The following is a 12,812-nucleotide window of genomic DNA, read 5'->3' on the forward strand; positions in this document are numbered from 1 at the left end:
TAGCCGGCTTATCAAAAAAACGGAAAGATTATGCCTTCGTTGCGTTTGCTTGTTCGTCCTTGTATAATTTGCCATCATACATTTTGATGAATGGGAACCAAATCAAGAAAGCAACGACTGCACAGATGATTGCTAAGACAAAGGCACGCCAGTCACCACCTGAACCAATAAAGCCGGATAAGCCAATTGGGGTCGGCCACGCTACTTGGGCAATCGGTGGGTTAACAAAGCCTAAGTTGATGCCAAAATAAGCAACGGACATTGAAACCATCGGTGCTAAGAAGAATGGGATCGCTGTGTACGGGTTGTATACCACTGGCATCCCGAACAAAATCGGTTCATTGATATTGAAGAAGGATGGCACGATCGCTGCTTTTCCTAAAGCACTTAACTGCGCTGATTTTGCAAAGAAGGCGATGAAAATCACCATTCCTAACGTCGCTCCTGAACCACCGATCGTTACGAAACTATTGTTAAACTCACCCGCAAAGGCAATGTTGGCACCATTTTGGTTTTCCACCATATTCGACAATACGATTGGCGTCAAAAATGAGGTCACGATCGTTGCCCCATGAATACCCACGATCCAGAGCGCATGCATGAAGAAGTAGATAACAAGTAGTCCGACCCAGGTACTGGTCAATTGCGTCACGAAACTAAAAGGAATCGCAATGACTTTGAAAATATCTGTGCCCATTGCGACTAATACACCATTGATGACGATTACAGTAAGTGCGATTAGCGCTGTAGGAATCAAAGCAGTAAATGAGGAAGAAACACCTGTAGGCACTGTATCAGGCATTTTGATGACAATATTGCGCTTCACACAAAACGCGTAGATTTTTACCGCAATGATCGCCATGATGATCGCTGTAAAGATCCCAGTTGTTCCTAAACGAGTAACGCCTCCTCCGATTTCCCAACCATTAATGATTTTTTGATCGTCAGAAATCACTTCTACTAGCGTGGCTACTCCGCCTTCAAACACTAGTTGCGGTAAGCACATAAAGAACGCCATCATTGAAAGCAATGCCCCATTGACTGGACTTAAAACAAGTTTTTCTTCTTGTGCTTGAATCTTAGTATACTCATATCCAAAGACAATACAAAAATATAGTGCTAAAATCCCCATTGTTGCAGTATTACCCAGCATATATAGATTAACTACTTTATCAAATGATGTGCTCCAAATGCCCTCTAATACAGGAAAACTTTGGGGTAAAACGCTGATGATCAAGAACATAGATCCTACAATAGTGAAAGGAATCGACGCCATCCCGGCTGCCATGACCCCACGAACGATCCGTAATTGTGAGATTTTCCCCATTGGACCCATTAAGTAGCGGTCCAAGAAGGCAAACATTTTGTTATTTTCTGAATCCATTGACTGTTCCTCCTTGAGTTTCAAATGTAGTCAAATACGTGAAATATTTGTCGCGGTCATGCTCGATCAACCACGCTTTACGCTGGATGAACAGGCACGCGATCATGCCGACAGTAAACAAGGCAAGTAAGATGCCTCTACCCGATTGATTCATAAAAGGAATCAATGTTGCTTGCTGTCCGATCAAAATAAATAGAATTGCAATCAGATTGACACCGAATTGGAGCCAATATCCGATTTTTGACACCAGTAAACGATTCGATTGCTGCCAATATTTTTGAGTTTGTTCAATAAGTATAAGTCCATCAACGATCAATAAGGCAATGGGAATCAAACCAGCCCATGTCCATTGAGACAGACTCAATAGGGTCCAATAAAGATTGACAAAGAAAAAGATCGCAGTCATATAACGAAAAAGTAAAAAACGATTAAACCGCATACTTTTGTTTGCATATTCTTTCTTGGCTGCTTGGGTTACCGGTTTCCTTTTGGTCACAAGTCCTCCTCCTTTCTTTTTGCTTTCGCTCAACAACTTGTTCGAACAAGTTATATTCTAGCAGAATTCTTGTTGAATGCAACCGATTTCTTTTTGAAAGTTTTCTCTGAAAATAATCTGCTTTTTCATTTGTTATTTCTGAAAAGTTAAGCTGATCTCAAGGAACCGTGCAGGATAATACTGGAATGTTCCTGATGTTTGGCTTTTGTTCGAGCAGAAAAAAAGTTGTTTTTAGCGTTACTTTTTGCAAAAAATGTTTGTTTCTGAAGGCTTTATCCCCCATGCAAGGCAACAGGTTTGTCAACTTACTAACTTTACAGTACACTCTAAGTAACAAAATAGTTGATTTCAAACATGCGTTATTTTTATTAATCGACATTGCCTGTACTCGTTCCTTAAAACGAAAGGAGATCTCCCAATGGATGTATTAGAAACTTACTTAACCAGCATTGAAGATCCAGTAAAACAAGAAAAACTGCGTGCCTTATTTGCCGCTATTACCAAGAAATTTCCTGACCTCGTTCCAGTCATTAAATGGAATCAGCCGATGTTCACCGCCCATGAAACCTTTATTATCGGTTTCAGCGTTTCAAAACCGCACTTTTCTGTCTCTCCAGAAACCAAGTGTCTTGAACAGTTTATCGATGCCATTGAAAAAGCTGGCTACAGCCATACGGATAACATTTTTCGCATCAAGTGGACTGAGCCGATCGATCAAGCATTGATTGAAGACATGATCGCTTTCAACCTGAAAGACAAAGCGGAGATGTCCCGCTTTTGGCGCTGAGCCAATTGAGACTTCGTAAAAGAATAGCAACCAAAAAATCCGCAGAAGCCTGTTCGCTTCTGCGGATTTTCTGACTATTATAAGCCCAATTCTGGTGCCGGATCAAAGAATCCTGACCATAAGCTTGTTGACATCCCTAAATGTAGATGGACGCCAGTTGAATTTCCAGTCGTTCCCATACCGCCTACATATTGTCTAGCTGAGACGCTTTGTCCGACCGAGACAGCTGGCAGTGTACTAAAGTGCATGTAGTAGCTGTAAATGCCATTGGCATGTTTGATGATCACATAGTTACCAGTTGACGGACCATAGCCCGCTTCGACAACTTCGCCTGCTTGAATCGCATAGATCGGTGTTCCTGTCCCCCCGGTAAAGTCAATGCCATTATGTTGATTTCCTGATGCCCCTGTTGGATCTGTTCGATACCCAAAACGACTCGAAATATGAACCGAATCGACTGGCATTTGCCATCCACCTGTGCTTGCTTGTTCTTTTGGCTCAGTTGCTTGCTGCACAGGTGCAGGAGTAGCTGCAGTTTTTTCTGGCGCCACCGATGTTTCTGGCGCCACTGCTGCTTCCGTCTTCGGCTGTGCTGCTGCCACTGCTGCTTGTTGAACGGCAGGATTTTCAGCAGTTTTAGCTGACTCGGCTTCTGCTGCTTGCTGGCGTTTTGCTGCTTCTTCTGCTTCATTGCGCGCTTTTGCTTCTTGTGCTTCTTGCTCAGCCAGTTGCTTCAACGCTGCTTCTCGTTGCCGTTTTGCTTCTGCTTGGTCCGCTTCCAATTGGTCTTTTTTCTCTTCTTCGGTGTTCAATGCCAAGGCAAGGTCCGCTAGTTCAACTTCTTGATTCAATTTGACATCAGCTAATTCCGCTTGTTTTCCTTGCAATGCGCTTGACTGCTCTTCGATCGCAACCAATTGTTCCTGCAACTCTTTTTCCAATTGCTGGCTCATTGCGATATCTTCTTGCTGTTGTTCGACGATGCTATTGCTGGCATTCATGATCGTTACTGAAGCAATCGCCCGTTGAATGGCTTCTCCGATGGATTCAGCATCAACGATTTTTTGGAACAACCGATTGGAAGGTTCCGACGTTTGAATGTCACGCGCTTGATTCGCCAGTACCTCTGTGCGCTTGATGATTTTTTCTTCAAGGACTTGGATCTCTTGTGCCAAGGCATTGACTTCTTCTTCCGTCGTCGTTTTCTTTTGTAGGATTGCTTGGATTTCTCCTTCAATCGATTGAATCTCTGCCTCTGTGGATCGTTTCAGTGATTCTAATGAGGTAGATTCATTTTTTATGTCATTGATTTTTTCATTTTGCTGCTGGATCTTCTGATCAAAGCTGTCTGCGGATACCGTCACGACAGGCAGCGTCAGCAAAACAAGTGAACTTGCAACCAAAAGTGTCTTTTTCATTTTTTCTCCTTAACTAGATGTGTCTTATCGCTTTCTCTAGCATACCGAAAGATTTCATTCTTGGGGCTGTTTTCACACAAATAACATCTGGCTGCAAGAAATTGACATCTAGCTGAAACAAAATTGTTAGAATATTTCAACGAAAAAGATTGCTTTTCTTCGTCATTTAACCTTCGTTACTTATCAAGCGGTTCGTCTCCTGACCAATTGCCTACAAAAGTGCCGCGATTCGCAGCAATCAGCAATATACCTATGCTATACTGAATAAAAACGGAGGTTCTCATGATACAACAAGTGACCCAATTTACTGATTCTGAATTAGAAACCATCGCCCAGATTTGGCTGCAAAGTAATTTGGATGCCCATGACTTTATTTCGGCTGCCCATTGGCAAGATAACTATGATTTTGTGAAAAAAGCCTTCTCTGATGCCCTTATTTACACCTATTCGGTGGATGATCAGCCCGTCGGCTTCATCGGGATGTTGGGTGATTATATCGCTGGTATTTTCGTTTTGAAAGACTATCGTGCCCACGGCATTGGCAAGCAGCTTTTACAAAAAGCACAAGCAGAACACGAGAAGCTGACTCTGAATGTCTACCAAAAAAATACAGCTGCTATTGCGTTTTATCTCAAAAACGGCTTTACCATCGTTTCTGAACAACTGGATTCTGATACCAATGAAATCGAAAACACCATGGAGTGGCATCGTTGATGCTGCTCTTTTTCCTATTTTTTTCTACCTGTTAGTTAACGAACCCTTTGGAAACTGTTTAATAAAAAAAGTATAACTGATCAAACAACATATTTCCCAGCAATACATATAGGACAAATATACAAAATTTGAATGAGCGACATTTTCCCCTTCGTGCAGTCCCATCTTCCCTTGGATTGGCACTGTCAAATGGTATAAAGCAGTGGATACTATGGTCATCGATGCAATGAAAGTAAACAGCCTCCTCCTAAATTTTAGGAGGAGGCTGTTTAGGATTGAATCGAACTTATACAGAAGATTCTGCTGGATACTCCCGCAAGCGATACCCGACGCCGATTTCAGTGATCAAATATTCTGGCTGCAGCGTATTGGTTTCGATTTTTTTGCGAATGTTTGAGATATTGACTCGTAAGGTTTGTGCATCCGCTGCAAAAGGTCCCCAAACTTCGCTGGTGAGCGTATCATAAGTGACGACTTTGCCTAAATTCTTGAACATAACTGCCATGATGCGGTATTCGTTTTTGGTCAAATGGATCTCATTTTGATTCTTGTACAGGATTTTCTTCTCAAAATCGATCGTTAACTCCTTGTTTACGAGAATCGGGCTGCTGCTAAAGGCAGCTGACTCCTTGTGCCGCAATGCCGTGCGGATACGGGCAAATAATTCATTGGTACTGAAGGGCTTTGTTACATAATCATCGGCACCGAGGTCTAACGCTTGCACTTTGTCTTGTTCATCTTTGCGGGCAGAGATCACGATGATCGGTGTGTTCATGCGCTTACGAATGATTTTTAACAGCTCCATGCCGTCAATGTCCGGTAAGCCCAGATCCAGCAAGATGAAGTCGATAGTTTCTTCCTGCAAGAGCATCAATGCCTCCATGCCCGTGCCAACTGACGTAAAGTTGTAGTGTTCTCTTTGCAAGACGACCTCCATAAAATCAACGATATTCGAATCATCTTCAATCAATAAAAAATGTCGCTGCATGCTCTTCCTCCTTACTGCTTTAAATAAATACGAAAGATGGTACTGCCAGCTTTCGTTTCGATCGCCAATTTGCCTTCATGGGCATGGATGATGGTTTTAACAATACTCAGTCCGATGCCTAGTCCATTTTTGGAATCCACCGGCACTTCGGTGTCATTAGTCAAATTCGCTTGGATTTTTTGGTATTGCCCTAAGGGGATCTCCCCTTGGTTCTCGATTTCAATGACCACTTCTTGCTCCTGAAAAACTCGCAAGAAAATCGGTGTATCGGCGGTTCCATGGCGTACGCCATTTTCAATCAAATTAAACAAGGCTTGTTCGATCAAGATTGGATCGACTTTGACAAAAATCAGCTGATCGGGCATCTTCACGATGATTTTTTGTTGCGGATAGACTTTTTTTAGGTGCGTTAAAACCGCTTCGATAATTTCTTCGATTGGTTCTTCACTGCGCTTGACCGCCATGTTAGTCAAATTGATGCGAGTCACCGACAGTAAGTTTTCGACCATGCGGATCAACCACTGGGATTCACTTTGGATATCTCCTAGCAGCTTTTGTTTCGTTTCCTTTTTGATCGCGCCTTCGGTTTCGCTCAATGTTTCGGCAATACCAGAAATCGTCGTCAGTGGCGTCCGCAAGTCATGAGAAACCGCACGCAGTAGATTGCTGCGGACTTTTTCCCGTTCGTTTTCTAATTGGATCTGTTCTTTCTCACTCGCCAGAGAGACTTGCTCCAACACGGTAGCAATTTGGGTGATCACAAGGCGCAAGTAATTCAATTGACTATTGGCCAACTGATGCTCCTCGTTGCGTTCTACCCCAAGGGCGCCTAGTGGTTTGCCGTTTAAAACGATCGGCAAGTAAAATCCATTGGCACCAATCAGAGTATCTGTGCCGCGACCGGCTTCTTTTTGATTTTTCACGACCCAAAAAGCGACGGCTTTCTCATCCTTGCCAGTCAGTTGAGACAATGTTTCTCTTGAAGAATGCAGACTTCTCAAGTGACCTTCCCTGTCATATAACGCCACTTCTCGCTGGAGTAAGCGTGCCAAATAGGTGGTCGTACTTTCATAAATGTCTTGCTCATTCCGCGTTTCCATGTATTGTTTGTTCAACTCATACAATATCTCCATTTGATGCTCTTTTTCCTTGGCATTTTCTGCCTGGGTCTTCAATCGAACCATCAAATTACTGATCATTAAGGCAACGATCAGCATGATCACTAATGTGATTGGATAGCCTGCTTTATAGACCGTCAAGGAATACAAGGGTTCGACAAAGAACCAATTGTAAGAAAGGACACTAATGATCGATGCCATGGCACTCCAAAGATAGCCACTTGTGTAACGTGCCACTAAGAGAACAAAAAAGATATAAACCAGCATCAAATTCTGATCGCCGAAATGTAAGTACTGCATGCCTTCTGTCACTATGGTGGCGAGCATGATCAGCCCAAAGGTCAAGGTGAAATCTCGACCACCGCCTTCAAATAATTGCGAAAACGTCAGCCGTGGTCGCTGCATTTTTTCTTTAAAAGGAATCAAATGGATCTCAATATCATCAAGGCGCCGAATCAAGCGGTCTTCCAAATCCTCGACAAACAATTTTTGGAACCACTTCTGAGAAACCTGTTTCCCCATGATAATGTCACTGGCACCCGTCATTTTGGCATACTCTACGATGGTCTCAAAACTGTCATCCGCTTCGATGTTGATGACTTCTGCTCCCAAACGCTCTGCCAATGGCACCTCGGTAGGTGTATCATCTAACGATCGAACTTGAATCACCGTCCATTCCGCCCCCACTCCTTGGGCTAGACGGGCGGTCCAACGAATGCATTTCTCTGCCATTTTCGGCAAGCGATCATCAATAATCGTCAAAAGCTTGCTTTGGACTCGTTTTCGACCGCCGTTCATTTGATTGATATGATTGGAAGCTTTTTGGATCGCTAATCCACGTAAATGATCAAGTTTTTCTGGCGTAAAAAAGTTTTTTAGTGCCCGCTTGGCATTTTCATCGGCATAGATTTTGCCTTGTTCCAACCGATCAATCAGTTCGTCTGGTTCAACGTCCACCACTCGTAAGCTGGCGTGCTGGAAAAAGGTGTCAGGGACAGTTTCTCTGACTTCCACTTCCGTGACCTTTTCCACGATGTCATTCAGACTTTCGATATGCTGGACATTGATCGTCGTATAGACGGTGATTCCTGCATGCAATAGTTCATCAACATCTTGGTAACGTTTTTTGTTTCGTGCACCAATAGGATTGGTATGTGCTAACTCATCGATCAAGACGATATCTGGTTTTAGTTGGATCAGTCGATCGATATCCGGCTCATATAGGGTCAATTGCTTGTGCTGGTATTGCTTTAATGGTACTTGTGGTAACCCTTCAAGCAATCGATTGGTATCGGGACGTTTGTGGGGTTCGATATAGCCGATCACCACATTTTTGCCCATGAGCAAACACTCATGGGCTTCGGTTAACATCGTATAGGTTTTTCCGACACCGGCAGCAAAACCGAAAAATACCCGTAGCTTGCCACGTTTGGGGCCAAATCCGGCTTGCAGCAGCATCTCTTCTGGGATCGTCTGCTGGTTGTTTTCACTCATAGATGCTTCCCCCTATTCTTCGGGTAATTGATCGAGCTGCTGATTCAAGGTCATGATATTGACATATTCTCTCGTGGAGAACAGATCAGCTACTTTATTTCTGTTTATTATATCATGAATTGTTTGTTCATCGATGCCTCTTGTGTCAGCGATCCGCGGCAGTTGAAAAAGCGCCGCTTCGACACTGATATCAGGATCAACGCCACTACCCGAAGCGGTCACGAGATCGATCGGCACACTGGTTTGGGTTGGGTTTTCTGCCAGTAACGCCGCTGTCCGCTCAGCTACAGTCTTTTTTTGGGTCGGATCATAGGGCGACAATTGCGAAACGGTTTGATCACGGCCTTGGAAGTAACCTGTTTGGTCAAAGGGTTGCGCAATTAGCTCAGACCCTTTGACCGCTCCATCTTCCACGATTTGACTGCCGTTGGCTTGATGGGCAAAAAAGACTTGTCCGACACCGGTGACCAATAATGTATAGAGACCGCCAAATAGCACGGTACTAAATAGTAAAAATTTGATACTGGCAAAGAGGGTGTTCTTCATCATGTTTTCCTCCTAAATGACTCTTTGTCTCTGATGGACTTCTCTTTTCTCTTATAGTAGAACAGCTGACAAAAGCAAATCTACTAGCTTGATACAAATGAATGGTGCGATGATGCCGCCTAGGCCGTAGACGACAAGATTGTGCCGCAGCATTTGGCTGGCTGGTTTTTCTTGGTATTTGACCCCTTTTAACGCCAGAGGGATCAAGGCGATGATCACGACTGCATTGTAGATGACTGCGGACAAAATCGCCGTTAAGGGACTACCAAGATTCATGATGTTCAGCGCTGCGAGTTCTGGATAAATCGCATAAAACAGAACAGGGATCACTGCGAAATATTTGGCGATATCATTCGCGATACTAAAGGTCGTCAATGCCCCACGGGTCATCAGCAGCTGTTTACCGATCTGCACCACTTGCAGTAATTTGGTTGGGCTGGAATCAAGGTCGATCATATTGCCCGCTTCTTTGGCTGCTTGTGTACCAGTGTTCATCGCCATTGCCACATCGGCTTGGGCGAGTGCGGGTGCATCGTTGGTTCCATCCCCCGTCATCGCCACCAAATGCCCTTTTTCCTGATATTCGCGAATCAGGTTCATTTTGTTTTCTGGTGTTGCTTCGGCTAAGAAATCATCGACGCCCGCTTCGGCGGCAATAGCAGCTGCCGTCAAGGGGTTGTCCCCGGTGATCATGATCGTCTTGATGCCCATCTTTCGCATGTCGGCAAATTTTTCTTTGACGCCGTTTTTCACGATGTCTTTTAAATAAACGACCCCGAGTACCTGGCCATTTTTCACTACGACCAATGGGGTTCCACCAGCTTTAGCGACTTTTTCCACGATCTCGTCACATGCAGTGGGATAGGTCTGCCCTTTTGCCGTCACATATTGCTTGATCGTATCAGCAGCTCCTTTACGGATCTCATCACCACGATAGTCGATCCCAGACATCCGGGTTTTGGCACTAAAATCGATCCAATGGACATCAGCTTGCTGAAATACCCGTTCACGAATATTGAAGGCTTCTTTGGCTAAAATTACGATACTGCGTCCTTCTGCCGTTTCATCGGCAAAAGATGCCAACTGCGCTGCATCTGCTAACTCTTTGGCGGTGACCCCCGGTACCGGTAAGAACTCGCTGGCACGGCGGTTTCCCAGAGTAATGGTTCCTGTTTTATCCAGCAGCAAAACATCCACATCTCCTGCAGCTTCAATCGCGCGTCCACTCATGGCGATGACGTTTTCTTTGGTCAAACGGCTCATTCCAGCGATCCCAATCGAGGAAATCAAGGCGCCGATCGTGGTTGGTGCGAGACAAATCAGTAAAGCGATCACGATCACACTGGAAATCGCCATTCCCCGACCAGATAACTGACTGCTAAAATCAGTAAAGGGAATCAATGTGATGGAAACAGCCAAGAAGATGATGGTCAGTGTCACTAAGAACAGCTGCAAGCCAATCTCATTGGGTGTTTTTTTCCGCTGTGTCCCTTCCACCATCGCAATCATCTTATCCAAAAAAGAATGACCATTTTCAGCGGTCACTTTAATGACCAAGTAATCGGAAACGACTAAGGTTCCTCCCGTGACTGCACTACGGTCGCCACCAGATTCACGAATGACAGGTGCTGATTCTCCTGTGATGGCACTTTCGTCCACCGAAGCAGCACCTTCCACGACATCCCCATCGGCAGGAATTTGTTCGCCAGAAGGAACATAAACCAAGTCGCCTTTTTTCAAATCGGAGGAACGGACTTCGATAAAAGCCTCTTTGGCGACATCTTCCAAGGACATGACTTTGTAGGTCATGATGTCTTTTTTGGCTTGCTTCAAACTATCCGCTTGTGCTTTGCCGCGCCCTTCTGCTACTGCTTCGGCAAAATTGGCAAACAATATAGTCAACCATAAGAAGACGGTCACACTGATGCTAAACCACAACGGGACCGTTTGTTCTTGAAAACATAAAATCGTTGTCAAGATCGCCCCTAGGTAAACCACAAACATCACGGGGTTTTTGATTTGTTGGCGAGGGTCCAATTTCTTAAAGGATTCGCCGATCGCCCATTGATAGATTTTTTTCATTTTTTCTCTCTCCTATTTCGTTGTAAAAAAGTCTGCGATTGGTCCTAAAGCCATCGCTGGTAAAAAGCTCAGTGCACCGATCACGATGATCACAATGATTAGCATCGTGACAAAGACTGGACTCGTGGTTGACAAGGTTCCTTCATTACGAACGGTTTTCTTTTTGGCACCCATGTTTTCTGCCAGATACAAGATGGCTGCGATGGGAACGAAACGTGAAACGAACATCAAGATACTACCCAAACTATTCAGGAAAACAGTATCTGCGGTCAAGCCGCCAAAGGCACTCCCGTTGTTGTTGCTGAACGAAGTTGCTGCATACAACAGTTCGCTAAAGCCATGGGCGCCTTGGTTGGTTAGCCAGCTCATGATGTCAGGATGCAAGGTCATCAACATAGCCCCGAAAAGCGTCAGTAGCAATGGCGTCAAAATAACGATACTCGTCATTTTAATGTCAAAGGCTTCGATTTTTTTGCCGATATATTCTGGTGTTCGTCCCACGAGTAAACCAGCGATAAAGACCGTCAATAATAGAAAAGCGATCATGCCATAAAGTCCGCTACCGACACCGCCAAAGATGATTTCCCCCAGCTGCATCAAGAACATTGGGATCGCACCCCCGAGTGGTGTGAAACTATCCAGCATGGCATTGACTGATCCACTGGAAGCGGCGGTGGTACTCACTGCCCAGAGACTCGACCAACCGATACCGAAACGTACTTCTTTGCCTTCTAGGTTGGCATTCCCAAGCACTTGACTGAATTGCGGCCCATAAGCTTCACTGATCACTACGCCAATAAAGGCCAGGATCAAAAAGACGGTTGCGGTGATCAAGATCGTACGTCCTTGTTTCCACTCTTTGATCCAAAAGCCAAAGGCAAAAATCACAGCAGCTGGCAGCAACAAGATCGCTAAGTTTTCTAAAAAATTACTGAACATCGTTGGGTTTTCAAATGGATGGGCGGCGTTGGCGCCAAAAAAACCGCCGCCGTTGGTCCCTAATTGCTTGATGGCGATTTGACTCGCTACCGGCCCGAGCGCCATCCAAAAGGATTTCCCTTCAAATCCATTGACTTCCACGCCGCTGCTCAACGTTTGAACGACGCCTTGAGACAGGAGCAAGATCGCTAAAATCAATGAGAGTGGTAAAAGGATATACAGTAAGGAACGAGTGATGTCTTGCCAAAAATTCCCTACCGTTCGTTTTTGTTTTTGCTGCAGCCCACGAATCAAGGCACACAGTACAGCTAGTCCTACTGCCGCAGATAAGAAATTTTGCACCGTTAATCCTAATGCTTGGGAAAGATTGGTCAGTGCTTCTTCCCCAGCGTAAGCTTGCCAGTTCGTGTTCGTCACAAAACTGACGGCTGTGTTCAATGCTAAGTCAAAGGACAAATTCTCAACGGCCGCCCCTTGCGGTAACCAGTGCTGGACCATCAATAATCCGGTCAATCCGATGATGGAAAAGACGCTGACGGCCAAGACTGAAAATAGATAAGTTTTGGCGGTCATTTCTTTTTTGCTGACCGAACCAATCACTCGATAGGTCAACCGTTCAATGGGTTGAATAAAGCGGACAAACCGCGGTGTTTTTCCTTGCATGATTTCTTTGATATACCAGCCCAAAGGAACCGCTGCTGCTAGTAAGATCAGTAAAAATAAAAAACCTTGCACAAAATAGCTACTCATCGTTCTCCCCCCTCAAACAAGTACCAAAAGAGATAGATCATTACGATCACTCCGATTATTCCTAAAACAAGATTCATATTCTTCACTCCTTCATGA

At 44.6% G+C, this 12,812-nt stretch carries 10 protein-coding genes; 2 read left to right on the forward strand and 8 right to left on the reverse strand.

Going from position 1 to position 12,812, the window contains the following annotated elements:
- Positions 1 to 28 precede the first annotated feature (28 nt).
- Together celB and IGJ01_RS10770 are read right to left on the reverse strand one after the other, a co-directional pair.
- Positions 29 to 1,384, reverse strand: a complete 1,356-nt coding sequence (gene celB / locus IGJ01_RS10765; RefSeq protein WP_016613472.1) for a PTS cellobiose transporter subunit IIC — start codon at positions 1,382 to 1,384, stop codon at positions 29 to 31.
- A complete protein-coding gene (locus IGJ01_RS10770; RefSeq protein ID WP_008378714.1) occupies positions 1,368 to 1,880 on the reverse strand; it encodes a hypothetical protein in 513 nt (170 codons plus the stop codon). The genes celB and IGJ01_RS10770 overlap by 17 nt, the downstream gene beginning before the upstream one ends.
- Positions 1,881 to 2,298: 418 nt before the next feature.
- Between IGJ01_RS10770 and IGJ01_RS10775 the strand changes: the two genes are divergently transcribed.
- Positions 2,299 to 2,667 carry an iron chaperone gene (locus tag IGJ01_RS10775; protein WP_008378716.1) on the forward strand — a complete coding sequence of 123 codons (369 nt, stop codon included), beginning with the start codon at positions 2,299 to 2,301 and terminating at the stop codon, positions 2,665 to 2,667.
- Between the two features lie 77 nt (positions 2,668 to 2,744).
- Here the strand turns inward: IGJ01_RS10775 and IGJ01_RS10780 are convergent, their stop codons facing one another.
- A complete protein-coding gene (locus IGJ01_RS10780) occupies positions 2,745 to 4,085 on the reverse strand; it encodes a peptidoglycan DD-metalloendopeptidase family protein (protein WP_430601061.1) in 1,341 nt (446 codons plus the stop codon).
- 282 nt (positions 4,086 to 4,367) lie between these two features.
- On the opposite strand from IGJ01_RS10780, the gene IGJ01_RS10785 reads away from it, so the two are divergent.
- Positions 4,368 to 4,799, forward strand: coding sequence for a GNAT family N-acetyltransferase (locus tag IGJ01_RS10785; RefSeq protein ID WP_016613476.1), 432 nt, complete (start codon positions 4,368 to 4,370; stop codon positions 4,797 to 4,799).
- A 286-nt stretch (positions 4,800 to 5,085) separates the two neighbouring features.
- Here IGJ01_RS10785 and IGJ01_RS10790 read toward each other — a convergent pair whose 3' ends face one another.
- From IGJ01_RS10790 to kdpA, 5 genes are read right to left on the reverse strand one after another with little or no spacing between them, the layout of a single operon-like run.
- The gene (locus IGJ01_RS10790; RefSeq protein WP_016613477.1) at positions 5,086 to 5,787 is read right to left on the reverse strand and encodes a response regulator transcription factor; all 702 of its coding nucleotides are present in this window, start codon (positions 5,785 to 5,787) and stop codon (positions 5,086 to 5,088) included.
- Positions 5,788 to 5,798: 11 nt separating this feature from the next.
- The gene (locus IGJ01_RS10795) at positions 5,799 to 8,399 is read right to left on the reverse strand and encodes a sensor histidine kinase (RefSeq protein WP_008378731.1); all 2,601 of its coding nucleotides are present in this window, start codon (positions 8,397 to 8,399) and stop codon (positions 5,799 to 5,801) included.
- A gap of 12 nt (positions 8,400 to 8,411) precedes the next feature.
- Complete coding sequence (locus tag IGJ01_RS10800) at positions 8,412 to 8,948, reverse strand: potassium-transporting ATPase subunit C (RefSeq protein ID WP_086316334.1); 537 nt, start codon at positions 8,946 to 8,948, stop codon at positions 8,412 to 8,414.
- A gap of 48 nt (positions 8,949 to 8,996) precedes the next feature.
- Complete coding sequence (kdpB, locus tag IGJ01_RS10805) at positions 8,997 to 11,027, reverse strand: potassium-transporting ATPase subunit KdpB (protein WP_016620534.1); 2,031 nt, start codon at positions 11,025 to 11,027, stop codon at positions 8,997 to 8,999.
- Positions 11,028 to 11,039: 12 nt separating this feature from the next.
- Positions 11,040 to 12,716, reverse strand: a complete 1,677-nt coding sequence (kdpA, locus tag IGJ01_RS10810) for a potassium-transporting ATPase subunit KdpA (protein WP_086332521.1) — start codon at positions 12,714 to 12,716, stop codon at positions 11,040 to 11,042.
- Positions 12,717 to 12,812 lie beyond the last annotated feature (96 nt).

It is taken from the genome of Enterococcus sp. AZ089 (genome assembly GCF_050547225.1).
Classification (GTDB): Bacteria; Bacillota; Bacilli; order Lactobacillales; family Enterococcaceae; genus Enterococcus_D; species Enterococcus_D entomosocium.

What these genes read in the sequence shown, in the direction of transcription:
- celB (WP_016613472.1), bottom strand. Translation starts at nt 1,384, where the DNA reads ATGGATTCAGAAAATAACAAAATGTTTGCCTTCTTGGACCGCTACTTA.
- IGJ01_RS10775 (WP_008378716.1), top strand. Translation starts at nt 2,299, where the DNA reads ATGGATGTATTAGAAACTTACTTAACCAGCATTGAAGATCCAGTAAAA.
- IGJ01_RS10780 (WP_430601061.1), bottom strand. Translation starts at nt 4,085, where the DNA reads ATGAAAAAGACACTTTTGGTTGCAAGTTCACTTGTTTTGCTGACGCTG.
- IGJ01_RS10785 (WP_016613476.1), top strand. Translation starts at nt 4,368, where the DNA reads ATGATACAACAAGTGACCCAATTTACTGATTCTGAATTAGAAACCATC.
- IGJ01_RS10790 (WP_016613477.1), bottom strand. Translation starts at nt 5,787, where the DNA reads ATGCAGCGACATTTTTTATTGATTGAAGATGATTCGAATATCGTTGAT.
- IGJ01_RS10795 (WP_008378731.1), bottom strand. Translation starts at nt 8,399, where the DNA reads ATGAGTGAAAACAACCAGCAGACGATCCCAGAAGAGATGCTGCTGCAA.
- IGJ01_RS10800 (WP_086316334.1), bottom strand. Translation starts at nt 8,948, where the DNA reads ATGATGAAGAACACCCTCTTTGCCAGTATCAAATTTTTACTATTTAGT.
- kdpB (WP_016620534.1), bottom strand. Translation starts at nt 11,027, where the DNA reads ATGAAAAAAATCTATCAATGGGCGATCGGCGAATCCTTTAAGAAATTG.
- kdpA (WP_086332521.1), bottom strand. Translation starts at nt 12,716, where the DNA reads ATGAGTAGCTATTTTGTGCAAGGTTTTTTATTTTTACTGATCTTACTA.